This is a genomic window from Hymenobacter sp. H14-R3, assembly GCF_030063445.1.
Taxonomy (GTDB): Bacteria; Bacteroidota; Bacteroidia; order Cytophagales; family Hymenobacteraceae; genus Hymenobacter.
In genome coordinates this window covers 71904-94803 of record NZ_JASITD010000018.1, presented here as the reverse complement: position 1 = coordinate 94803, position 22900 = coordinate 71904, and the positions used below count along the sequence as shown (strand labels likewise).

Annotated in this window: 25 protein-coding genes and 1 tRNA gene; 17 read left to right on the top strand and 9 right to left on the bottom strand. The window is 62.1% G+C overall.

Annotation, left to right across the window (positions count from 1 at the left end):
* Positions 1–628 precede the first annotated feature (628 nt).
* Both QMK33_RS16285 and katG read left to right on the top strand, forming a co-directional pair.
* Positions 629–1288 carry an aquaporin gene (locus QMK33_RS16285; RefSeq protein ID WP_283565679.1) on the top strand — a complete coding sequence of 220 codons (660 nt, stop codon included), beginning with the start codon at positions 629–631 and terminating at the stop codon, positions 1286–1288.
* 173 nt (positions 1289–1461) lie between these two features.
* The gene (gene katG, locus QMK33_RS16280) at positions 1462–3756 is read left to right on the top strand and encodes a catalase/peroxidase HPI (protein ID WP_283565678.1); all 2295 of its coding nucleotides are present in this window, start codon (positions 1462–1464) and stop codon (positions 3754–3756) included.
* Between the two features lie 149 nt (positions 3757–3905).
* Here katG and QMK33_RS16275 read toward each other — a convergent pair whose 3' ends face one another.
* Genes QMK33_RS16275 through QMK33_RS16265 form a run of 3 tightly spaced genes read right to left on the bottom strand, consistent with a single transcriptional unit; the run spans position 3906 to position 5355 of the window.
* Positions 3906–4451, bottom strand: a complete 546-nt coding sequence (locus QMK33_RS16275) for a DsrE family protein (protein ID WP_283565677.1) — start codon at positions 4449–4451, stop codon at positions 3906–3908.
* A gap of 18 nt (positions 4452–4469) precedes the next feature.
* On the bottom strand, positions 4470–4613 hold the full coding sequence (locus tag QMK33_RS16270) for a hypothetical protein (RefSeq protein ID WP_283565676.1): 144 nt from the start codon (positions 4611–4613) through the stop codon (positions 4470–4472).
* Between the two features lie 40 nt (positions 4614–4653).
* A complete protein-coding gene (locus tag QMK33_RS16265) occupies positions 4654–5355 on the bottom strand; it encodes a hypothetical protein (protein ID WP_283565675.1) in 702 nt (233 codons plus the stop codon).
* Between QMK33_RS16265 and QMK33_RS16260 the strand changes: the two genes are divergently transcribed.
* A complete protein-coding gene (locus QMK33_RS16260) occupies positions 5354–5527 on the top strand; it encodes a hypothetical protein (RefSeq protein ID WP_283565674.1) in 174 nt (57 codons plus the stop codon). The two genes, QMK33_RS16265 and QMK33_RS16260, sit on opposite strands and share 2 nt — an antisense overlap.
* Here QMK33_RS16260 and QMK33_RS16255 read toward each other — a convergent pair.
* Positions 5524–7002, bottom strand: a complete 1479-nt coding sequence (locus tag QMK33_RS16255; protein ID WP_283565673.1) for a BON domain-containing protein — start codon at positions 7000–7002, stop codon at positions 5524–5526. The two genes, QMK33_RS16260 and QMK33_RS16255, sit on opposite strands and share 4 nt — an antisense overlap.
* Before the next feature lie 265 nt (positions 7003–7267).
* Here QMK33_RS16255 and QMK33_RS16250 point away from each other — a divergent pair, with 265 nt between their 5' ends.
* From QMK33_RS16250 to QMK33_RS16240, 3 genes are all read left to right on the top strand, one after another.
* Positions 7268–8026 (top strand): MlaE family ABC transporter permease, encoded by a 759-nt coding sequence (locus tag QMK33_RS16250; protein WP_283565672.1) that lies wholly within the window; start codon positions 7268–7270, stop codon positions 8024–8026.
* Positions 8027–8142: 116 nt separating this feature from the next.
* Positions 8143–8922, top strand: a complete 780-nt coding sequence (locus QMK33_RS16245; protein WP_283565671.1) for an ABC transporter ATP-binding protein — start codon at positions 8143–8145, stop codon at positions 8920–8922.
* Positions 8923–9085: 163 nt separating this feature from the next.
* Positions 9086–10069 carry an MlaD family protein gene (locus QMK33_RS16240; RefSeq protein WP_283565670.1) on the top strand — a complete coding sequence of 328 codons (984 nt, stop codon included), beginning with the start codon at positions 9086–9088 and terminating at the stop codon, positions 10067–10069.
* Positions 10070–10687: 618 nt separating this feature from the next.
* Here the strand turns inward: QMK33_RS16240 and QMK33_RS16235 are convergent.
* Positions 10688–10761, bottom strand: a tRNA-Asp gene (locus QMK33_RS16235).
* A 274-nt stretch (positions 10762–11035) separates the two neighbouring features.
* Between QMK33_RS16235 and QMK33_RS16230 the strand changes: the two genes are divergently transcribed.
* The 4 genes from QMK33_RS16230 (at position 11036) to QMK33_RS16215 (ending at position 14393) form a co-directional block, all read left to right on the top strand.
* Entirely contained in the window at positions 11036–11983 is a 948-nt protein-coding gene (locus tag QMK33_RS16230) for an acetyl-CoA carboxylase carboxyltransferase subunit alpha (protein ID WP_283565669.1), read from the top strand.
* A 109-nt stretch (positions 11984–12092) separates the two neighbouring features.
* On the top strand, positions 12093–12941 hold the full coding sequence (locus QMK33_RS16225; RefSeq protein ID WP_283565668.1) for an MBL fold metallo-hydrolase: 849 nt from the start codon (positions 12093–12095) through the stop codon (positions 12939–12941).
* Between the two features lie 38 nt (positions 12942–12979).
* A complete protein-coding gene (locus QMK33_RS16220; RefSeq protein WP_283565667.1) occupies positions 12980–13789 on the top strand; it encodes a patatin-like phospholipase family protein in 810 nt (269 codons plus the stop codon).
* A gap of 31 nt (positions 13790–13820) precedes the next feature.
* A complete protein-coding gene (locus QMK33_RS16215; protein WP_283565666.1) occupies positions 13821–14393 on the top strand; it encodes a 1-acyl-sn-glycerol-3-phosphate acyltransferase in 573 nt (190 codons plus the stop codon).
* Positions 14394–14469: 76 nt separating this feature from the next.
* Here the strand turns inward: QMK33_RS16215 and QMK33_RS16210 are convergent, their stop codons facing one another.
* Positions 14470–15138 carry a DUF4159 domain-containing protein gene (locus tag QMK33_RS16210; protein ID WP_283565665.1) on the bottom strand — a complete coding sequence of 223 codons (669 nt, stop codon included), beginning with the start codon at positions 15136–15138 and terminating at the stop codon, positions 14470–14472.
* Between the two features lie 203 nt (positions 15139–15341).
* Between QMK33_RS16210 and QMK33_RS16205 the strand changes: the two genes are divergently transcribed.
* The 3 genes from QMK33_RS16205 to QMK33_RS16195 all read left to right on the top strand — a co-directional run bounded on the left by QMK33_RS16205 (position 15342) and on the right by QMK33_RS16195 (position 18534).
* Positions 15342–15893, top strand: a complete 552-nt coding sequence (locus tag QMK33_RS16205) for an HI_0983 family protein (protein WP_283565664.1) — start codon at positions 15342–15344, stop codon at positions 15891–15893.
* An 11-nt stretch (positions 15894–15904) separates the two neighbouring features.
* Entirely contained in the window at positions 15905–17293 is a 1389-nt protein-coding gene (locus tag QMK33_RS16200) for an RtcB family protein (RefSeq protein WP_283565663.1), read from the top strand.
* A 128-nt stretch (positions 17294–17421) separates the two neighbouring features.
* Positions 17422–18534 (top strand): zinc ribbon domain-containing protein, encoded by a 1113-nt coding sequence (locus tag QMK33_RS16195; RefSeq protein WP_283565662.1) that lies wholly within the window; start codon positions 17422–17424, stop codon positions 18532–18534.
* 38 nt (positions 18535–18572) lie between these two features.
* On the opposite strand, the gene QMK33_RS16190 is transcribed toward QMK33_RS16195, so the two are convergent.
* The gene (locus QMK33_RS16190; protein WP_283565661.1) at positions 18573–19283 is read right to left on the bottom strand and encodes an RsmE family RNA methyltransferase; all 711 of its coding nucleotides are present in this window, start codon (positions 19281–19283) and stop codon (positions 18573–18575) included.
* A 144-nt stretch (positions 19284–19427) separates the two neighbouring features.
* Here QMK33_RS16190 and QMK33_RS16185 point away from each other — a divergent pair, with 144 nt between their 5' ends.
* On the top strand, positions 19428–19784 hold the full coding sequence (locus tag QMK33_RS16185; protein WP_283565660.1) for a hypothetical protein: 357 nt from the start codon (positions 19428–19430) through the stop codon (positions 19782–19784).
* A 68-nt stretch (positions 19785–19852) separates the two neighbouring features.
* On the opposite strand, the gene QMK33_RS16180 is transcribed toward QMK33_RS16185, so the two are convergent.
* Entirely contained in the window at positions 19853–20278 is a 426-nt protein-coding gene (locus tag QMK33_RS16180) for a hypothetical protein (RefSeq protein ID WP_283565659.1), read from the bottom strand.
* A gap of 212 nt (positions 20279–20490) precedes the next feature.
* Between QMK33_RS16180 and QMK33_RS16175 the strand changes: the two genes are divergently transcribed.
* The 3 genes from QMK33_RS16175 (at position 20491) to QMK33_RS16165 (ending at position 22482) form a co-directional block, all read left to right on the top strand.
* Positions 20491–21306 carry a M48 family metalloprotease gene (locus QMK33_RS16175; protein WP_283565658.1) on the top strand — a complete coding sequence of 272 codons (816 nt, stop codon included), beginning with the start codon at positions 20491–20493 and terminating at the stop codon, positions 21304–21306.
* A 109-nt stretch (positions 21307–21415) separates the two neighbouring features.
* Positions 21416–21970: an exosortase X gene (gene xrtX, locus QMK33_RS16170; protein ID WP_283565657.1), complete on the top strand. Its 555-nt coding sequence runs from the start codon at positions 21416–21418 to the stop codon at positions 21968–21970.
* A complete protein-coding gene (locus QMK33_RS16165; protein WP_283565656.1) occupies positions 21967–22482 on the top strand; it encodes an XrtX-associated membrane protein in 516 nt (171 codons plus the stop codon). Before xrtX ends, QMK33_RS16165 begins: the two co-directional genes overlap by 4 nt.
* 176 nt (positions 22483–22658) lie before the next feature.
* Here QMK33_RS16165 and QMK33_RS16160 read toward each other — a convergent pair whose 3' ends face one another.
* Positions 22659–22892 carry a PID-CTERM protein-sorting domain-containing protein gene (locus tag QMK33_RS16160; RefSeq protein ID WP_283565655.1) on the bottom strand — a complete coding sequence of 78 codons (234 nt, stop codon included), beginning with the start codon at positions 22890–22892 and terminating at the stop codon, positions 22659–22661.
* Positions 22893–22900 lie beyond the last annotated feature (8 nt).

Sequence of the window (22900 nt, the reverse complement as noted above, 5' to 3'; positions counted from 1 at the left end):
CAATGGTAAAGGCAGATTCGACGCGGGCCAGCATATCGACGGACACGGCAGTGGGGTTGGGGGGGCAGCCCTGTAACGGGCTGTTACGCGGATGGCGCGGGGCTTGGCCCCGTGCCAACTATTGGCGGGCCGCTGGCCCGCTCGTTGCACGAAGCCGCTTTCGATTGCTTAACGATGGCCGGCCAGCGGGCTTCTTTTTGCCACGCACCGAGGCACTCCGGGCTGCTATTGAGCGCCGGTGCAGCCGCGAAAGCCGCGCGGCCTTCGGCGGCGGCGCGGCGGCGCGAAAAGCGGCCCCGCCGCGCCGCCGCCTGGGGGGGGCTTTTGCAGGAGTGAAGTAAGTTACGACCCGGTTTTCTCCCGGTTTAGCCGGCCACCTCAAGCTACGCCCATAGCCACTCGCAAAGGAAATGGGGCGGCGGTAATTTAACCAGAAATTAAGTTAATCCTAAGCCAAGCCTAAGCCGCATGGTCGTTTAAGTAAACCATCCGGCTCACAGGCAGATGTATAAGCCAGCTTTGGCGTGCGTAGTGGGCTGTAGTAGTCCCCTATGTCTCGCCGCCGCGTGGCGGGCAGGTATAGTGCCTGTGCTGCGAATCCCCTGCTGCTTGCTTTTCTTCTCCTTTTATGAGTGATAAAACTGCCAATCCATTGGGTAGCGAGGCCTTTCGGTCGGCTTTGGCTGAGCTGCTGGGCACCTTTTTTCTAGCCCTGGCCGCCCTCACGGTAGCGCCGCCACTCACGCCTTTCGCTGTGGGGCTTACGCTGCTCGTGTTCGTGTATGCGGTGGGCAGCCTGTCGGGCGCGCACCTCAATCCGGCCGTGACCGTGGGGCTGGTGGTGAGCCGGCGTTTTCCGCTTGCCCACGGGCTGCTGTATGTGGTGGCCCAGGTGGCCGGGGCCTTGCTGGCGCGCGCCGTAGCCAGGGCCGGGCTGGTGGGCGAACTGGGCCACAGCTACCAGGCGGGCACCATTGCCGCTGAGTTTGTGGGCTTTGGCATCCTCATGCTCACGGTGGCGGCTACCACCGAGAAGCAGGTGGCCAAGGCGGGCAGCGGCATTGCGGTGGGCGGCGCGCTGCTGGCCGGCTTGCTGGTCAGCCACGGGGTGCTGAACCCCGCCGTAGCCCTGGCAATGGGCTTGGCTGCTTCGCCGGCGGTATGGGCTACTTTGCTGAGCGCCGTGGGGTTTAGCCTGGTTTTCTCCGTTATTGAGCGCACCAAGCCCGCCGAAGTAGAAGCCGACTCGGCACCTACTCCCAAAGCCCGGGCCGACGATTCGAACTAGACGGTAACCCGTCATAAAAGCGGGCAGCATGAAAGGTAAGGTAATGATGAACACGAAGAAAGTATTTTCCCCGGGCTATCAGGAGCAGAAAAACCAACCGGTAAAGGGGAAGAAAAACAGTTAGAACAGAACCTGCGTTTGTTTACTTAAGACCCACTTTAGAGGAAACCATAATGATTAACATGAGCCCCGACAAAACTGACACCAAAACATTTGAAATGGCCGGCAAATGCCCCTTCGGCGGCGACCGCATCGGCGGCGCGGAAGGGGCGTCGCCCACGCTGTCCGACTGGTACCCCAACCGGCTGCGCGTGGAGCTTTTGCACCACAATGCCCCGGGTGCTAACCCGCTCGGCGAGGACTTCAACTACGCTGAGGCGTTCAACGCCATTGACCTGGAGGCGCTGAAGCAAGAAATAAAAGGCTTCCTGACCTCTTCGGTTGACTGGTGGCCGTCGGACTACAATAATTACGGCCCGCAGATGATTCGCATGGCCTGGCACTCGGCCGGCACCTACCGCATTGCCGACGGCCGCGGCGGGGCCGGGGAGGCGTTGCAGCGCTTCGCGCCCATCAGCAGCTGGTGGGACAACGGCAACACCGACAAGTCGCGCCGGCTGATTTATCCCATCAAGCAGAAATACGGCAGCGCCCTTTCCTGGGCCGACCTTATCGTGCTGACCGGCAACTGCGCGCTGGAAATCATGGGCTTCCCCACCTACGGCTTCGCCGGTGGCCGCCACGACGCCTGGGAGGCCGACGACGCCACCTACTGGGGCCCCGAGGTGTGGGACGGTGATAAGAAACACACGCCCGACGAAATGGTAACCCGCGACAAGCGCTGGCGCGGCAAAAACGGCGATGCCGACTACGACTTGGAGAACCCGCTCGGGGCCACGCACCAGGCCCTGATTTACGTGAACCCCGAAGGCCCCTACGGCAACGGCGATGCAATGGGAGCGGCGCGCGACATCCGCGTTTCCTTCTCCCGCATGGCCATGAACAACGAGGAAACCGTGGCTCTGATTGCCGGCGGCCACGCCTTTGGCAAGAGCCACGGCATGGTACCGGCGGCCAAAATCGGGGCCCAGCCCGAGATTGCGCCGATGGAGGAAATGGGCCTGGGCTGGCACAACCCCAAGGGCAAGGGCAATGCCGAAAACACGATGACCAATGGCATCGAGGGCAGCTGGACGCCCAACCCCACCCAGTGGGACAACGACTACCTGGTCAACCTGTTCAAATTTGAATGGGAGCAGACTAAGAGCCCGGCCGGCTCGTTGCAGTGGACCCCGGTGGACAAAAACGCGCCCCAAACGCCCGATGCGCACATCCCCGGCCAAATGAACGCCCTGATGATGATGACCACCGACATCGCCCTCAAGGTGGACCCCGAGTACCGCGCCGTGTGTGAGAAATTCCTCCACGACTTCGACGCCTTTACCCAGGCCTTCTCCAAGGCCTGGTACAAGCTGACCCACCGCGACATGGGCCCGCGCGAGCGCTACCTCGGTGCCGAGAAGGTGAACGAAAATGACCTGCTCTGGCAAGACCCCATTCCGGTGGCCGACTATGCCCTGGTGGACGCGGCGGATATTGCGGCGCTGAAGAAGGCGATTATGGCATCGGCTGTTTCCGTGTCCGACCTGGTGTACACCGCCTTTTCGGCCGCGGTTACGCACCGCAGCAGCGACAAGCGGGGTGGTGCCAATGGCGGGCGGCTCGCCCTGGCTCCGCAAAAGGACTGGGCGGTTAATCGCCGCACGGTGCCGGTTATCGCGGCCTTACGCACGGTGATGGAGGAATTTAACGGCCAGCAGGCCGGCGGCAAGAAAGTATCGCTCGCCGACCTCATCGTGCTGGGCGGCTGCGCCGCGCTCGAAAAAGCGGCCGCCGATGCGGGCGTTACCACCGAGGTACCCTTTACGCCGGGCCGCCGCGATACTACGCAAGAACTTACTGACATAGAGATGTTTACGTGGCTGAAGCCCGTGGCTGATGGCTTCCGCAACTACCTCGACAAAGGGTTTGGGGAAATTGCGCAGCATGTTTCTCCGGAGGAGCTATTCCTCGACAAGGCGCAGCTTCTCTCGCTCACCGCGCCCGAGTGGGTGGCGCTGGCGGGGGGCCTGCGGGCCATGAACGCCAACCACGACGGCTCGCCCTACGGCATCTTTACCGACCGTGTGGGCGTGCTTACCAACGACTTCTTCACTGTGCTGACCAGCATGGACTTCGATTGGAAGAAGGCGGATGAGAAGGGCATGACCTTCTCGCTCGATAACCGCAAAACGGGCGAAAGCCGCTTCGTAGCAACCCGCTCCGACCTCGTGTTTGGCTCCAACAGCCAGCTGCGCGCGGTGGCGGAAGTGTACGCCGGCAGCGATGGCCACAAGCGCTTCGTGAAAGCGTTTGTGAAGGCCTGGGATAAAGTGATGATGCTCGACCGCTACGACGTAAAAATCTGATTAATAAACAGTTAATGAGTAAGAGGCTCTGCTCTTACCGAAGGCGATGCTGGCTGCTTCGTTTTCGGTGAGGGCAGGGCCTCTTGCTTTTTGCGCACCCTGCCGGCAAGGCCAGCAAAGTAGCCGGGGGAGGGGCCCGCCGCGCGCCGTTACGGATGCACCAGCACCCAGCCCTCCGCCTGGCGGATAATCAGCTCGCCGTTGCCGGTGGGCACCACCGAGATGTAGGGCAGCATGTCGTCCTTGGTCAGCTTGTAGGCTTTCATCGAATTTGCGCACTGCGTCAGCTGCACGCCGGCCTGCTGCAAAGCCAGCACGTCGGCCTCGTAGGGCTGCTCCTTTTTAAACACCACCGTGCCGCCGCTGAACACCACCAGCTCCAACTCCAGCTTGCCTTTCAGGCGCGGGTCGTCCAGGGCGTTTCTCATGTTGTGCAGCGTCTGGTTGATGAGCTTGGGGTCGTTGCTATCAAGCTGATAAACAGCCCGGTAATGCCCCTTGGTAGCCGGTGCCCCAACGTAGGTAGCCGCTTTGGCCGCAAAGGCAGCGTTGGGCGGCGTCAGGACTGGTGCGGGAGTGGGGGCAGCGGCGGGCGGCGGCGGGGTAGCGGTGGCCGCGGGCATAGTCTGGGCCTGGGCGGTGCCGACGGTAGCCAGCAGCGCCGCGGTGGAGAGCAAGGAGGGAAGGAAATTCATCAGCAGATGGAAAGCGGGTTAGAAATCGTAGTGGGTAATCAGGTTGAGCTGGTGCATGTCCACCTTGTTTACCACGTAGCGGGCCTCGCCGGAGGTGTCGCCCAGCGGCGCTTTGTAAATGTAGCGTACCTGCCCGCGCAGCCCTTTGGCCCAGCCCCACAACGGAATAGCGATGAGCTGGCCGTGCGAAGGCGTGCCGTACTTATTGGGCCGGAAATTCGTTGCGTCGGGCAGGTAGTAGGGGCCGTAGCCAACCTCCGCCTTCAGGCCCGGCGCGGCCGCGTCGAGGCCCCCTTCCCGCTCGCGGGGCGAAAAACGTGCAATCCAGGTGCCGTGATTGAACTACTTGCCGGCCAGCACAATGGGCTCGCCGCTGATGGTTTTCATCACGGAGGGAGGTTAAGCGCGCAAGAAGTAACGCAGGTGAGCTGGCAACAAGGCAGGCGGCCCCTGCCGCCCTAGTCCGGTAATGGCTCAGCCCGAAAATGAAGCCGCCAAGCCAGATGCCGTGGTTGAACTGCTTGTCGGCCAGCAGAATGGGCTCGGCACTGGTGGGTTTGAGGCGGTTGCGCTTGAGGAGCTGAATAGAACCCATGCCCACCACAATGGCCGAGCCGATAACGCCGTATACGTGGAAGGCCTGGAAGCGGAATATCTCCTGAACCCGAAACCAGCTGATGACTTCTCTTTTGGCGAGAATGATGCCAAGCAACGTGCTCATGGCCAGCGTAAACCACCCGAACGCGGGCTTGAGTTTGGCCCGCACGATGCCGCCCAGCGCAAAGGCCAGGAAACCCAGGATAAAGGGCCCCGCAATGGGCGTGCCCGCGCTCAAATCACTTATAAAGCTGGTGAGCGAGCTCAGGGCGATGATGGCCAGCGAGGTGCCCACGGCCAGCTTCATGGGCAGCCGCCCCCCCGAGCACCAGCGCCAGAATGAGGAGGAAACCACTGCCCGCCCCCACAAAGCCCGTGAGCGCGCCCACCACCAGCCTTGTTTCGTGGTGCCGCCGCAAGGCCTGCCGGTTTGCCTGCCGCCGCAACTGCCGCGCCGCCGCCAGCAGGTGCACCACTAGGGCACAAGCTTAGGTAAGCCTTCGCTTTCTCTCTTCGCGGCGAGTATACGCAAGTGATTGTTTACCTCCGTGGCTCCGCAGGCGTAGGCCCCGCTCACGGCCTGCTGGCGGGCCAGCCACGAGCCCACGGTGCCGCTGAGCGTGACGCGGCCGGCCCGCACGCCCAACTCAATCGGCTGGCTGTGGAGCAGGGCCGACCACTGGTAGTGCTGGTGCAGGCGCTGGGCTAACTGGGCGTTGACACCCTCGCGGCTAAATGGCACTTGGGTGGGGGGCACTGCCTCGCCGGTATCGGGGGCTACCTGGGTGCCGGGGGCCGCCGCCAGGTGCACGTGGTTTGCCACCTCCACCACCCCGTTGATGCCGGCGGCTACGTCGGCCGCCCGCTCCCGGTCGAAGTGGTCGGCCACTACGCCCGCCAGCTGCACGCGGCCATTGGTCACCCGCACCTCAAAGCTGCGGTGGCTCACGTAGGGGTCGTGCAGCAGGGCAGCCTGCACCTGCGCCTGAATGTGCGCATCGGGTTCGGGGCGGGTGCTGCGCACCTTTAGCAGGTTGTGTACCTGGCAGGTGCCCACCACGTTGCGGGCATCCTGCTCGGCGGCCTGCCGGGCCCGCAGGTTGCTGAGCGTGCCCAGCAGCGTAACTACCCCGGCGCGCACCTGCACGGTGGGGAGCAGCGAGCCGAGGCGCGGGTCGTAGCGGAACGCATCCTGAATGGCCTGGGCCACCTCGGCATCGGCCGGCGGGGTAAATTTCTGGCGGCTCAGGGCTGGGTCCTGGGCCCAGTACGCCACGTGCAGCTCACTGGCTTTTACGCAGCGGGCCCCGGCCACGTAGGCCGTGGCCACTACCTGGTCGTGCTCGGCCGCCGAGCCCACGGCCCCCGTGAGGTACACTATGCCGTCACTAGTGAGTACCTCTACCCGCGCGCTCACCACCCGGATATCCCAGGCCAGAAACGCCTGAATCTGCGTCGTGATTTCTGCATCCGAATTGTTGAGGGCGCCGCCGCGTACTACCAAGTGGTTGTGCACCTGGCGCAGGCCGGGCACCCCAAACAGCACCTGGAGCACTAGCTGCACTTCGGCCCACGACTGCACGATGCCCTCCACCGTTACGGCCCCGGCGCAGGCCCGGCAGTCTACGGCATAGCTACGTACGGCCGGGGCCAGGGCCAGGGCCTGCTGCACGCGGCGGCGCAGCTCGCCATCGGGCACGTGGGGGGTGCGCACGCACAGCTCGTTTAGCACGCCGCGCACGCCGCGAATGGCCTTCACCAGCTCGGCGGCCCGCTGCCGCGCCAGCAGGCTGTCGGTAAAGCCCGTTAGCTCCACAATGCCCTCGCGGCAGGCCGTGGCAATGCGGGCCGCGCCCACCCCCTTCGGCTGGGCAAAAAGCCGCGCCACGGCGGTGAGAATATCGGCATCGGCTAGGCGCGCTTCGGTGGTGGGCAGCTCAACGGGCATGTGCATAGCAGGGGAGGGGAAGGAAAAAGGGGCGCTGGCGGCCCAGCCGCCAGGGGTGGGAGTAGCAGCAAAGCTCCCCCCTGGCCAGGGCCGGCGGGCTGATAACCGTCAGGCAGAAACCTGATTTCCGTCATACCCGCCGCCCCACGCCAGCCCCACCTTTGCGCTATAAAATCAGTTGATGCTTAACGGGTTAATTGGAGGCGGCTGCGTTTGCCCCAGCGCTGCCTGCTCTGCTCAATGCCGCCCACTCACCAGCCCCGCTATTTCTATGCCCGCCAGCGCCTTTTTTACCGAGCTCCGGGCCATGACGGGCTTCGCCGGCCGGTTTTTTCGCGAGGGGTTCCGGCCGCGCTACGAGTGGCTGGAATTGCTGAACCAGTGCTATGCCATTGGGTACCAGTCGCTGCCGCTGGTGGGCATTACCAGCTTTATTATGGGGCTGGTGCTCACGCTGCGGCTGCGGCCCACCATGGTGCAGTTCGGGGCCACGTCCTGGATTCCGGTTATGGTGGGGCTCACCATTATTCAGGAGCTGGCCCCCATTATCACCGGGCTGATGGTGTCGGGCAAAGTTGGCTCCAGCATTGGGGCCGAGCTGGGCTCGATGCGCGTGAGCGAGCAGATTGACGCCATGGAAGTATCGGGCACCAATCCGTTTAAGTACCTGGTAGTCACGCGTATTCTGGCTGCTACGCTCATGGTGCCCATCCTCACGCTGCTGGCCGATGCCATTGGCCTGTTTGCCTGCTACCTGGGCATCAACCTGCAGGGTGTAACCTCGGTGGCGCTGTTTATGAACAACATTCTGGGCAGCCTCACCTTTGGCCAGGTGCTGCCGGCGGTAGTTAAAACCTTCTTCTTCGGCTTCGCCATCGGCCTCATTGGCTGCTACAAGGGCTACAATGCCAGCAAGGGCACCCAGGGCGTGGGCGTAGCCGCCAACTCGGCCGTGGTGCTGTCGTCGCTCCTGATTTTTTTGCTCGACCTGGTGGCGGTCGGCGTCAGCACTGCGTTCGGGCTTATTTGAAACAGGACGTAGGCACAGCGTTTGTTATTGCGACCGCTCCGTATATGCTTGATAATAAGTATTTTGTGCTCGAAATGGCAGACGATTTCCCATGAATTTTATACAAAAAAGTTGCCTTGGAAACTGCCACAACTTCTGCCCCGGCCCCCGCGCCACCCGCCCCGGCCGCCGAAGTGGTGCTGACGGTGGACAAAATCAGCAAATCTTTCGGCGACAACCACGTGCTGAAAGACTTTTCGCTGACGCTGCGCCGGGGCGAAAACGTGGTGGTACTGGGCAAGTCGGGCTCGGGCAAGTCGGTGCTCATTAAGTGCATTATCGGCCTGCTCACGCCCGACGCGGGCACCATCACGGTGCTGGGCCAGCACGTGGCCACTCTCGACCACGTGGCCCTCGACGCACTGCGGGCCAAGGTGGGCTTTCTCTTCCAAAGCAACGCGCTCTACGACTCCATGACGGTGCGCGAAAACCTGCTGTTTCCGCTGCGCCGGCACTGGCTGGCCGACCACCAGGGCCAGGAAGACCAGCTGGTGCGCCAGGCCCTCGACGACGTGGGCCTGCCCCAGACCATCGACCAGCTGCCCGCCGAGCTATCGGGCGGCCAGCGCAAGCGCATCGCGCTGGCCCGCACCCTCATCGTACCCCCCGAAATCATTCTCTACGACGAGCCTACCACCGGCCTCGACCCCGTTACGGCCCGCGAAATCGACCAGCTCATTCGCCACGTGCAGCAGAAGTACCACGCCTCGTCGCTCATCATCTCGCACGATATGAACTGCGTGCGCCTCACCTCCGACCGCGTCATCCTGCTATCCGAGGGCCGCAGCTACGCCGAAGGCACCTACACCGAGTTGCTGGCCAGCACCGACCCCACCGTCCACACGTTTTTTGAATGAGCTGAAGTTATTAGCACGTCATACAGACCGCCGGAAGGCAGCTCGCGCGCATCGTTGCTTACGTCTTGCTTGCTGTACCACGCAAGCTGCTTTCCGGCGGTCTGCCTACCGTTCAACCGAGCTCCAATTCACGCGTCATAACTCACAATTCATACGTAAAAAAATGCCCACTGCCAGCCATCATATCCGTCTCGTCCTGTTTGTGCTGGCAGGCCTGGCGTGCCTGGCCGCGACGCTGGTGCTGCTCGGGCAACGGCAGAATCTGTTCGGCTCCTCGCTGGCGGTACAGGCCGATTTTCGCAACGTCTCCGGTCTGCTCACCGGCAACAACGTGCGCCTGGCCGGCATCACGGTGGGCACGGTGAAGGAAATCAACATACTGAACGACAGTACAGTGCGTGTAAAAATGCATCTCGACCGCGACGTGCAGCGCTACCTGCACCAGAATGCCGTAGCCTCCGTGGGAACCGACGGCCTGGTGGGCAACACCATCGTAAACCTGACTGCCACGGCCGCCCCCGCCCCGCTCATCGCTGAGGGCGATGTGCTGCGCACGACCAACCCGCCGGCCATCGACGAGATGCTGAAAACGCTGAGCGTATCGAATAAAAACCTGGTCGGCATCACCGAAGATTTGCGTCAGATTACGGGCAAGCTCAACGGCAGCCGGGCCCTCTGGGAGCTGCTGGGCGACCAGCAAGTGGCCGCCAACGTGCGCCAGAGCCTGCGCCAGGCCGCCAGCGCCACGGCCACTCTCCAGGCCTCGGCCAACGACATCAGCCACCTCACGCGCGGCATCCGCCAGGGCCGGGGCCCGGCCGGCTACTTATTGACCGACAAGGAGTTTGCGGGCCAGATGCGGCACGCTACCCGCCAGCTGGCCCGTAGCTCCAGTACCCTGGCCGGCACCTTGGGTAGCTTGCAGCAGCAGGTGCAAGCCGGCAACGGCCCGCTGCATACCCTGCTCACCGACACGGCCATGAGCGGGCAGCTGCGCCAAACCTCCCGCAACGTGGAGCAGGGCACGGACGGCTTCAACCAGAACATGGAAGCCCTGAAACACAATTTTCTGCTGCGCGGCTACTTCCGCAAGCAGGCTAAAAAACAGGCAAAGGCCAAAAAAGAGGCGCAAGCCGCCGGGCAGTAAATATGGCCGCCGTGGCCGCCGCCGCACACAGGCACCCCATCAGGGCAAAGAAACGGGTAGTTTAGGTCGTAAATAGGTGGCGGCGGGTACGCCGGTCAAACAATGCCACAAAAAATAGCCCGCGTCTTTTGGTTGATTAAAAGAGGTCCTGCATTCTAAAGGCACCAGGTTCGTTTTAGTTTTAAACAGCTTGCTGACTGACTAATTGCAAATATTCGAACCCCCGCTCGCAGGCAATTTTGCTCACTGTCAGGCTAGGTTAAAATCTCATCCGCCGCCGGCACCGGCCGCGCCACGTCTTCTACTTGCGAGGCCTCCGGGCCCTCAAATGCGTGAGTTCTCACCGCTTTTGTAAGAAGTTAGTTTTGTTTTTATTGACCAGGCAAGGGTTCTCACTACTCGAAAAGCAGGGGTAATCAAACTGCCTTTTATGTTAGTCGAAAGGCCGGGCAGGCAGGGCACAGCGCAACCTGACTGGCCACGGCGAGCGGGCGGGTCGGGGAGCATTCAGTCGACTAAACCGGCTGCTAAACCGTAAACCGACCAAAAGCAAAAACCCCTAAAACCGCTTCTGTGACCAGATGAGCGACTTTTAGGGGCTTTCGTCTTAAACGATTGCGGTCTGGACGGGACTCGAACCCGCGACCTCCGCCGTGACAGGGCGGCATTCTAACCAGCTGAACTACCAAACCGTTTACCGCAGTCGGGAAAACCAGGAGGCTTTTCCGTTTTGGTGTTGCAAAGGTAGAGCCGGCAAAACCCCACCTACAAGCCAACGGGCTAAAAAAGCGGGTATTGGGGGCGTTGGCAAACGTTGTAGGTTGTTTTTCAGGCTCATTGTTTTTGGGCGGGGCGGCAGGCTTGGTTTGGCTTTACCTTTGCCAACCGGCTTTTGGGCAGCTTCCGTGGGCATAATTGGCCCCGGCGGCGGCCCGCCTTTTCATTCAGCACCCAGCAACCTACCCCATGCTGCTCGATTTTGAACAACCCATCGCGGCCCTTGAAGACAAGCTGCGCCAAATGCAACAGCTCGCCCTCGACAGCGACGTCGAAGTAACCGAGGCCGTGGCGGCCCTCGAAGCCAAGATAAAAACCCTTAAAGAAGAAACCTACGCCAACCTCACGCGCTGGCAGCGGGTGCAGCTCTCGCGCCACCCCGAGCGGCCCTATACTCTGGACTACATCGCGGGCATGGCCGATAAGTTTGTGGAGCTGCACGGCGACCGCACCGTGGGCGATGACAAGGCCATGGTGGGCGGCTTTGGTGAGCTCGATGGCCAGCCGGTGCTATTCGTGGGCCAGCAAAAGGGCCACAACACCAAGCAGCGGCAGTTTCGCAACTTTGGCATGCCCAACCCCGAGGGCTACCGCAAGGCCCTGCGCCTGATGAAGCTGGCCGAAAAATTCAACGTGCCCGTGGTAACGCTCATCGACACGCCGGGCGCGTTTCCGGGCCTGGAGGCCGAGGAGCGGGGCCAGGGCGAGGCCATTGCCCGCAACCTCAAGGAGATGTTTATGCTGAAGGTGCCGGTCATCTGCGTCATCATTGGCGAGGGGGCCAGCGGCGGGGCGCTGGGCATCGGCATCGGTGACCGCGTGCTGATGCTGGAAAATACCTGGTACTCCGTTATTTCGCCCGAGTCGTGCAGCAGCATTCTGTGGCGCTCGTGGGACTACAAGGAGCAGGCCGCCGAGGCCCTCAAGCTCACGGCCACCGACATGAAGGGCGCGGGCCTGGTCGATGGCATCATTCAGGAACCTCTCGGCGGGGCGCACACCAACACAGCCGCCATGATTGCCACCCTGAAAAGCAAGCTAATCGAAACGCTGCGCGAGCTGGCCGCCGTGCCCGCCGACGAGCGCATTTCGCAGCGCATCGACAAGTTTTCGGCGATGGGCGTGGTGGTGGAATAAAGCAGGGCAGGCGGGTAGGGGGCAGAAGTTTTTGGCTAGCCTTCCTTCCCTTACCCCCGCCCCTTTTTGCCCTTTACCCCCTTACCCCCCCAACCTTACACCCCAAAAAATGACCATCCACTCAATAGACACCGGCCTTTTTAAGCTCGACGGCGGGGCCATGTTTGGCGTGGTGCCCAAGGCGATATGGCAGAAGCTGAACCAGCCTGATGCCAACAATATGTGCACCTGGGCCATGCGCTGCCTGCTCGTGGAGGATGATAACCGCCTGGTGCTCATTGACAATGGTATTGGCGAAAAGCAGGACGAGAAGTTTCGGGGTCACTTTTACCTGCACGGCGACGACACGCTGGAGAAGTCGCTGCAAAAGCTGGGCTTTACCAGCAGCGACGTCACCGACGTTTTTCTGACGCACCTGCACTTCGACCACTGCGGCGGCTCGGTGGTGCGGCGGCCCGATGGGGCCCTGCAAACGGCCTTCGCCCACGCCACCTACTGGAGCAACGAGGCGCACTGGAACTGGGCCACCCAGCCCAACGCCCGCGAAAAGGCCAGCTTCCTGCGCGAGAATATCATGCCCATTCAGGAGAGCGGGCAGCTCAGGTTTATCGACCCCAGCCAAGGGGTGCCCGCCGCGCTGCCGCAGTTCAGCGAACTGCTGTTTGTCGATGGCCACACCGAGAAAATGATGGTGCCGGTGCTGAAATACAAAGGCCGCACGCTGGCCTACATGGCTGATTTACTGCCTAGTACGGCCCACATTCCGCTGCCCTACGTGATGAGCTACGACGTGCGCCCGCTCCTCACGCTCGGCGAAAAGGAAGCCGTGCTGCGCCGCGCCGCTGAAGAAAACTGGGTGCTGCTATTAGAGCACGACGCGCAGCACGAAGCCTGCACCGTGCAGCTCACCGACAAGGGCGTGCGCCTGGGCGAAACGCTGCGAATCAGTGATTTGTAATTTATTGCAACTTACTGATTAATAGTATTTTGTATTTAATGGAAAGTAAAAATTCAGCCACTGCCCTGCCCGCTAATACGCTCGCCCTGGCCCTGTCGGGGGGCGGGGCGCGGGGCATTGCGCACCTGGGGGTGCTGGCGGCGCTCGACGAGCTGGGCCTGCCCGTGGGGCGGCTGGCGGGCGTGAGCTCGGGCGGGATTGCGGCCACGTTTTACGCGGCGGGGTTTGCCCCGCGCGATATTTTGCGGCTGCTGCTGGGCACCAATTTCCGGGGGCTGACGCGGCCGGTATTCAGCCGGCTGGGGCTGCTGGGCCTGGAGGCGGTGGAGCAGCTGCTGGCGCGGCACCTGGGGGCCGATTTGCAGTTTGAGAATTTGCGGCTGCCGCTCACGCTGGTGGCCACCGACCTGGTGGCCGGCGAGTCGGTGTACTTCACCAGCGGGCCGCTGCTGCCGCCGCTGCTGGCCTCGGCGGCGGTGCCCATCGTGTACCGGGCGGTGCAGTACCAGGGCCGGCAACTGGTAGATGGCGGCCTGCTCAACAACCTGCCCGTGGAGCCGCTGCTGGGCCGGCCCGCCGAGCGCGTGGTGGGCGTGCACTGCAACCCGCTCAACACCGACGTAAGCGTGTCGAACCTGCGCCGCCTCGTGGAGCGCACCCTGCAACTGGCCCTCAGCACCAACGTAACCGCCCGCAAGAGCCAGTGCGCCTTGCTGCTGGAGCCGCCCGCCCTGCGTACCTACCGCCCGCTCGACTACCGCAAGGCCGCCGAGCTGTTTGAGGTGGGCTACCGCTACACCCTGAGCCGGGCCGCCGAGCTGCGCGCCCTGCTGGCCGTTGGTGCCTAGCTTTGGAAGTTAATTTTTAGTTGATAAGTGAATGGCCGTCCGCAAAACCTCCACCTTTTGGTACTACATCGCTAAAGCCATTTTTGGCGTGGCTGGCTGGAGGCAAACCGGCCAGGTGCCGCCCGACATCAAAAAGTGCATGATGATTGCGGCCCCGCACACCAGCAACTGGGACCTCATCATGGCCCGCGCCGCCTTCTATATCATGGATGTGGACGTGCGCTTCACCGTGAAAAGCGAGTGGACCGAAAACCCGGTGCTGGGCTGGCTGGTGAAATCCATCGGTGCGCTGCCCGTGAACCGCAGCCGCAACAACAGCCTGGTCGATGGCATGGTGCAGCTCTTCAAGCAGCACGAGGAACTGGTGATTCTCATCACGCCCGAAGGCACGCGCGCCTACCAGCCCAAGTGGCGCAAGGGCTTCTACCACGCCGCCGTAGAGGCGGGCGTGCCCATCCTGCTCGGCTTCCTCGACTACAAGAAGCGGGAGGCCGGCGTGGGTCCAGTTGTCTGGCCCACGGGTGATTACGAAAAAGACCTGGAAGTAATTAAAGCCTTCTACCGCACCAAAACCGGCCGCTTCCCAAAGCAGGGCGTGCTGTAATTGTGAAGGAGTGAGTTGGTGAAGGAGTGAATGACCCACTTTTCATTCACCAACTCACTCCTTCACCAATTCACACTTAATCCTGCGTGAGCGCATACGCCACCAAGTTGGCTCCCATGCGCAGGGCGGCGTCGTGCACGGCGGGGGTGTCTTCGGGGTAGGTACCCACGTCTTCCCAGCCGTTGCCGAGGTCGCACTCGAAGGAGTAGAAGCACACCAGGCGGCCCTTGTAGAGCAGGCCGAAGCCCTGGGGGCGCTTGCCGTCGTGCTCGTGCACTTTGGGTAAGCCCTTGGGAAACTGATACTTCTCGTGGTAGATGGGGTGGGAGAAGGGCAGCTCCACGAACTCCAGCTCGGGGAATACCTTCTTCATCTCGGGGCGGATAAATTTATCGAGCCCGTAGTTATCATCAATGTGCAGGAAGCCGCCGCCCATGAGGTAGCGGCGCAGGTTTTGGGCCTCGGCGGCGCTGAAGCTCACGTTGCCGTGCCCCGTCATGTGCACGAAGGGGTAGGTGAGCAGCTCGGGCTGGTCGAGCTCCACGGTGGCCTCGTCGGGCGCGATATTGGTGTGCAGCGCCTGGTTGCAGAAGCTGATGAGGTTGGGCAGGCTCGTTTTGTTGGCGTACCAGTCGCCGCCGCCACCGTAGTGCAGCTTGGCCAGCTGGTAGCTGGGCGCGGCGGGCGGCGTGGCTGCCGTGGCGGTAAAAAGCAGGGCGGCGGCGAGGAGAAGCGGGCGAATCATGGGCGAGGGCAGGGGGAGGCAACTAGGGTGGCAAAGAAACGGTAGCGCCGCAAAGTTCGGGGCCGGGGCAGGGGCCCGCGGGGAGGACTAACCGGCTATGCCGGTATATTCGCTCGGCTTAAAGCGAAAGCGATGCCGCGGGTGGCACCCACTTAACCTAACATAAAATGAAAAAGTACCTGCCAATTGCGGCAATCCTACTCATGGCTTTTACCAGCGATAGCGCCGCCCCCACCGACCGGCTGGGCGTGGCGGGGCCCCTCACCTTCGGCGGCACCACCTACAACCTGGCCTGGGCTACCAAGCCGAGTGCCACCTACTACGTGCAGGAATACCTGCCCAAGGGCGAAAAATCGGCCGATTTCAAGCAGATGCTAGCCCTGCACCTGGTCAGCCAGGATACCGATGTGCGAAGCGTAGCGGCCTTGAAGGTAAAGGAGTTAGAAGCCCGCAAGCAGTCCGATGTCATTTGCAACTACCAGCTGATTACCAGTCCCGACAACAAAGAAATTATTCTCGATTTTCTGCTCAGCCAGAATATGGAAGGTAACCAGGGCATTGCCGAATTCAACGTGTACCGCTACAAGCAAGTGGCGCTGGGCGCGGGCAAAACGGGCGTTTTGCTGTACGCGTATTCTAAAAGAGGCTACGGCGCTGGCATCGACAACTTCCTGAAAACCTTGAAGCCGGTGCGCACCGAAGCTATTGCCGCCATGGCCGCCGCCAAACTGCCGGCCGTTAAAATCACCGATTAAGTACCTACCCCATGACTACCGGCAAAGACCTGCTCGACCTCGGCTTCAAGGCGGGCAAATGGTTTAAAGAGGCCCTGGAGCACGTTAACGCCCACGGGCTGACCGGTGACGCAATGCTGGCTTATCTCGATACCGTGAAGCCGCCCGCCACCATGCCGCTGCTGCCCGAGCCGCTGCCCTTTTACGAAAATATCAGCGCTGGCTCGGTAGTCGAGCAGCAAAACATCGACTACGTGAAGGCGTCGATGCAGCTGCTCATGCGCACGCCCACCGTGGTAACGGGCGCGATTATGCCTGATGCCTGCCCGGCGGGCCCGCCCGGCACCATTCCGGTGGGTGGGGTGGTGGTGACGCGCAACGCCATTCACCCCGGCATGCATTCGGCCGATATCTGCTGCTCGGTGATGCTGACCAACCTGGGTAAAATTGACCCTAAAAAAGTGCTGGACGTGGCCCAGCAGGTAACGCACTTCGGCCCGGGCGGCCGGCCGCCCGAACGGCGCTACGAGCTGCCGGCCGCCCTGCGGGCCGAGATGCAGGCCAATCCTTTTCTGGACACCGACAAAACCCTCGCCCTGGCCCACGAGCAGCTGGGCACGCAGGGCGACGGCAACCACTTTCTGTACGTGGGCATTTCGCGCAACACCGGCGATACCGTGCTCGTGACGCACCACGGCTCGCGCGGGGTGGGCGCGCGCCTCTACACGGAGGGCATGAAGGTAGCCGAGCGCTTCCGCCGGCAGCTATCGCCCCAAACCGCGCCCGCCAATGCCTGGCTGCCTGCCGATTCGGCCGAGGGCGTGGCCTACTGGGCGGCCCTGCAAACCGTGCGCAAGTGGACCAAGCTCAATCACTTGTGCCTGCACGACGATATTGCCCAGCGCCTGGCCGTGCCCGTGCAGCAGCGCTACTGGAACGAGCACAACTTCGTGTTCAAAAACGGCGACCTTTACTACCACGCCAAGGGGGCCACGCCGCTCGACCCGCGCTTTATGCCCGATATCACCGGCCCGCGCATTATTCCGCTCAATATGGCGCAGCCCATTTTGATTGTGGAGGGCGCTACCACCGCCAATAACCTGGGCTTTGCGCCGCACGGGGCGGGCCGCAACCTCAGCCGCACCCGCCACAAGGCCAGCCGCACCGATAAGACCAAGGAAGAATGGTTTGCGGAGGAAACGCAGGGCATTGACGCCCGGTTTTTCTTCGACCAGATTGATATTTCGGAGCTGCCCAGCGCCTACAAAGACGCCGCCGAGGTGCAGCAGCAGATTGCGCAGTTTGGCCTGGCCACCGTGCTCGACGAGGTGCGGCCCTACGGCTGCATCATGGCCGGCGACTGGGAGCAGGAAGCGCCGTGGCGGGTGAAGAAACGCAACAAGGCCAACCCGCCCACCTGATTAGCGCCGCGTTGGCGATGAAAGCGGGCACTTGGTTGTGCGCGGATTCGGCGGGTTGAAGCACCGGATTCAACTGCCGTTTGGGTTGGCTAAGGCATACAACCGAAGTTAAAAAGAATAGAAAACACATGGAATTCAACAGCAAAAACCTGGAACGCACCTCCCGCTTGGTGTACTACGCCATCTCCCTCATTCTGTGCGTTTTCCTGATTCTGCTTTCCAATCAGTTCATTGGCGACCTGGACACGGCCTCCGCCCGTCCCAAAGCTGAATCCTTCCTGAATGAGCGTGCCGTAGCCAGCCTCACCGCCCGCCAAAGCAGCCTGGAGGCGGCCGTGCAAGCCCTGCGGGATAAAAACGCACTGCTGGAGCGAACCATGCTAACGGCGCAGCAGAATTATACCGATGAGAAGCAGTCGTTTGAGAACTGGGTGAAAACCCGCAAAACGTTGGGCTCGCCCAATAAAGACCGGGAAGTAGTGAGCCGGGCCACGCGGCTGGATGATTTTTACAAAGTGCAGCAGGCCTGGCGCGGGCAAATGGCTACGCAGCAAGCCGCGGTGGAGGCCAACGAACGGCAGCAGGCCCAAGTGCAGCAGCAGCGAGACCAGGAAAATGCGCTGGCCAACGAGAAATACGCGGTGGCCCTCAAGCGCTATGACCTAGGCGTATTCCTGATACGGCTTCTGTTTGTGGGGCCCGTACTGGGATTGGGCATCTTCTTTTTTATTCGCTATCGCCGCCACAAATTCTGGCCTTTGTACCTGGGGTTCACCCTTTTCTCGCTCTATGCTTTCTTTTTTGGCTTGGTGCCCTACCTGCCTAGTTACGGCGGCTACGTACGGTCGGCGGTAGGGGTGGCGCTCTCGGTTGGGCTGGGATATTATGCCATCAAAACCATCCGGGCTTACCTCGACCGCAAGCAGCAGGAGCTGAAAGCATCGAGCCAGGAGCGCGCCCAGAATGTGCAGTTGGAGGTGGCGGAAAAGGCGCTGGAGAACCACTATTGTCCTTCCTGCGGCAAGGATTTTATCCTGAAAAAATGGGAGTTCCCACTGCCTGCCAATGCGAAGGAAGCAAACCAGCTCGTGACGGATTTTTGCCGTCACTGCGGGTTGGAGCTGTTTTCAAACTGCCACAGCTGCGGTGGCAAAAACTTTAGTCACATGCCTTTTTGCGCCACTTGCGGTGCAAAGCTCAGCGCCGCGCTACCGCAGCGCGCTAGTGAGGTAGCTACCTAGGTAGCAAGCGATTAGTATGCTAGCAGTTAACGGATTGTTTAAACTTGCTCCCGCACTACCTGCGCCGTGAACACGGCCGCCAGCGCCGCCGTTTCGGTGCGCAGGCGCGAGGTGCCGAGCGTAACGGGGCGCACGCCCCGGCCCAGCGCCAGCTCTATTTCGGCGGGTGAAAAATCGCCCTCGGGGCCGATGAGCACGCAGCAGCGCGGCGCGGCGCCGATAACCTGGGCCAGCGCCGTGCGCTCGCCGGCTTCGAGGTGGGCAATGAACGTAGTGATGGGGTCGATGCTTTTTATAAAGCTATCAAAGTCAAGTAGTTCATCAAGCTGCGGCAGCCACGCCTGGCCACTCTGCTTGAGGGCGCTGACGGCAATTTTTTCCAGCCGCTCCAGCTTGAGGTCGCGACGCTCGGAGCGGGCGCAGCGTAGGAAGCTGAGGCGCTCGATGCCGACTTCCACGGCTTTTTCGACGAGCCACTCCATGCGGTCGAGGTTTTTGGTGGGGGCCACGGCTACGTGGGTGTAGGTGGCGCGGGGCGGCACCAGCTCCTGGCTGGTGATGGCCAGGGCGCACCGCTTGGGGTTGGCCTCCTGGATGGCGGCGGTAGCCAGCGTGCCGCGCCCGTCTACGAGCAGCACGGGCGCGCCGGGGCCGAGGCGCAGCACGCGCACGGCGTGCTTGCTTTCGTCTTCGGTGAGGGTGTAGCTGGCCTGGCCGGGGCGCAGGTCGGGGGCAAAACAGGTGAGCATGGCGAAGAAGGCAAGCCGCGAAGGTAAGGCTACTGCCAAAGGAGTAAAATAAGAAAAAATGGGAACTACGGCGCGTAGCGTGCGGTTAGGCCGGACAATCTAGCATAATTTCAAGGCCCGCCTGCACATTTTCTACAAACACTTATGAAAACGACTTCCTTCCGCCTGTTGCCGCTGGCCTTGCTTTTTGCCGTAGTGAGCCAGGCCCAGACGCTCCAGCCCCAAAACCCCACCGATATGACCCGCGAAATGAGTGCCCGCCTGCGGCTCAACGAGGGGCAATACGTGCGGCTACTAACCCTCAACCGCACCCGCCAGACCCGGCAGCGCGAAATTGAGCAGAGCACCAGCACCCAAAAAGACCCGGCCATGCGCAACAGCCAGCTCAGCGAGCTGCAAACGCAATATGACCAGGAATGCAGCCGCATTATGTCGCCTTCGCAGCTCAGCCAGCTTCAGCAAAGCGAAAACCAAGGCACAACCTCGGGCGGTAATGGCTAGGCGCAGCCCCCAGCGTTTAAAAGCGCAGCCCGGCGGAGTCTCCGCCGGGCTTCTTTATGGCTGGTTGACTAAGGCTTGGGCAGCGGGTCGGCCTGCACCTCGGTAACCGTGCCCAGCGGCCCAAAGTGAATGCTAAGGCGCGGGCCGGTAGCGTGGGGACGGCGGGGGGCGCACTGCGGGCCCGGCACTAGGTAGTAGTGATAAATTTTTTCGGTATTGGCCAGCAGCTCCTCCTCATCGGGGGCCCCGAGCACGGCCGTGACATCGTTGGCGCGGGCCTCGTAGAGGCGGGGGCGGGCCGCCAGCAGCGGCGGCAGCAGGGCTGCCCGGCGGTTGGCGCAGGCGTAGCGGTCGGCCCGCCAGGCGGGGGCCGCAAAGCCCGGAATATCGGGCAGGGCGTGGCCGCAGCCGGCCAGCAAGGCGGGGAGGGCCAGCAGGAAGAGCCGCCGCCGAGTGGCAGCAGCACGAGTAGAAGCAAACAGAGAAAAAGCCATAGGAAATGGGGCCGCCGGCCGTGGGCAGCCCGGGCGGAAGAACGAAGCTAGGGCCGAAAGCAGGTTATGACCCGGCACCGGGTAGCCCGCAGCATAACCTAGCCCGGCGCTGCCCGTTACAAGCCCCATTCGGTTGGCCGGGCTGCTGGCAGCTGGGCCCAACTAGGTAAGCTTACTCATTCTTTTCTCTCCCCCTACCCTTTTTTCACGCTATGCGCTTAAATTTTCGCTTTATTATTGGCCTTGTAATCGCAGCGGTTACGCTGATTGGGTACTTTTTCAACACCTCGACTAACCCCGTGACGGGCGAGAAGCAGCACGTAAACATGACGGCCGACCAGGAAATAGCCCTGGGCGTGCAGGCCGTGCCCGAAATGGCGCAGCAATACGGCGGCGAAAGCCGCGACGCCCGCGCTACGGCCGCCGTGCAGCAGGTGGGCCAGCGCATTGTGCAGGCCAACGGCCTCGACCAGAAAACCAAGTACCAGTACCGCTTCCACCTGCTGGCCGATGACCAGACCATCAACGCGTTTGCGCTGCCGGGTGGCCAGGTATTCATTACGCAGGGCCTGCTCAAAAACCTTACTACCGAAGGCCAGCTGGCCGGCGTACTGGCCCACGAGATAGGCCACGTGGTAGGCCGCCACTCGGCCGAGCAGGTAGCCAAGAGCCAGCTGACCCAGGGCCTCACCGGGGCGGCCGCCATTGCCTCCTACGACCCCAATAGCCCCGGTAGCAGCGTGGCCCGCGCCGCCGCCGCCGCCATGATAGCCAAGCTGGTGACCCTGCGCTTCAGCCGTAACGACGAGCTGGAGGCCGACGACTTTGCCGTGAAGCTGACGCCCGTGGCGGGCTACGACCCCCGGTCGATGATGAACGTGATGGCCATGCTGGATAAACAGGGCGGCGGTAGCCGGCAGCCCGAGTTCATGGCTACCCACCCCAACCCCGGCAACCGCATTGAGGAGTTGCAAAAGGATATTAAGAAGCAGTACCCGCAGGGCACCCCCGGCGGCCTGAAACAATAGCCCCAGCGCAGTACGAGGGAGGCGGGCCACGGATAAAATCCGTAGCCCGCCTTTTTGCGTTAGTTTGAGCCCGTAGTAGTTGCTGGGGCTGCGTAATATATTTGTAGCCATGCTTCCTGAATTCCCGTCTTCCCTCACTTCTAAATGGGCACAGCTGGCTCCGCGCTGGCAGTTTCTGCTCGTAGCCGCGGGCCTGTACCTGGCCTGGCTGCTGCTATATGAAGGCGTGGTAGGGCCCGATGGCCGGCTCGACGAGCTGCTGTCCATCAATATTGCGGCGGGTGGGGCCTGGCTGCTGCGCGTGCTGGGCTTCACGGCCAGCGCGGCGCCTGGCTCCAATTTGCTGCTGATGGATAACCTGCCCGCCGTGGTGGTGGGGCCACCCTGCGATGGCTTGGTGATATACGCCCTGTTTGCGGGTTTTATCATTGCCTTTCCCGGCCCGGCCCGGCCCAAGCTATGGTTCATTCCAGTGGGAATACTCTTATTATATCTGCTTAATATAGTGCGGGTTGGCGCATTGGCTCTCAATCATCACTACGCCCACCGGTCGGTTGATTTCAACCACCACTACACTTTTACGTTTGTGGTGTACGCGTGCATTTGCGCCCTCTGGATGCAGTGGGTACGCTGGTATGGCGCGCCGGCCGTTGCCGAAGCATGAGCCAGCCGCTCGCTACCCCCGTGCGGCCCATGACGCCCGGCCGCTGGACCGCGGCGGCGGCGCTGGCCCTGTTGCTTTTTATGATTGGCATGGAGTCGGATGCCGTGTTTGCCGTTCTCACGCGCGGGTGGCAAATGCTGGCGGGTCTGTTGGGCTTGGGCGATATCCTGGCTCACTGGCAGCAGGGTACCAGCCACTTGGTAACCACCCGCAGCCTGCCCGCCATGGGCACCTACAGCCTGTTCTACATTGGCTGCTGCCTGCTACTGCTGCAGGTGCTGCTGCGCGATACGCGGCGCACACGCTGGGCACTGCGGCTCTACCTGGGGCTGCTGGCCCTGTACGTGCTGCTGATGGTGGGCGGCCGGCTGGCTGGCAATGCGGAGTGGGCGTTTAAGTTGAGCCGGCGCATCATCGATTTTATCGTGTCGCCCCTGCCCGTAATGATGCTGGTGCCGCTGCTATGGCCAGGGCGCTGGAATGGCGGCTCGGGAAGTAGGAAAGCGGTATAAACCTTAGGCTACACGCAGGGCGACCAGCTAGAAAATATTGCCTTTGCCGCTTGGAGGCCTACTCACAGCACGCACAGCACGCAAAAAGACCCTGACCGTTCAACGGTCAGGGTCTTTTTTGTGGGCAATTGGCGGGCTATTCAGGCTCCAAAGGCCCGCCTGCCCAAGCAGGGAAGCTACGCTTGGCGGCGGCGCAGGCGCTTCACGCCGTAGGCTACGCCCGCGGCCAGCAGCAGGGAGGCCCCCCCATCAAGGGGAACTGCCGTGGGGTCCTGGGGATTCTGGGGCAGCGATGGGCCGTTGGTATTCCCGCCAGAAGTAGGAGACTGTGCGTTGCTGGTGGCAATGCTACCAGCCAGTAGGGCACCGGCCAGTAACAGGCGCGGCAAGGAAAAAAGGGAAGTAGGCATAAAAACGA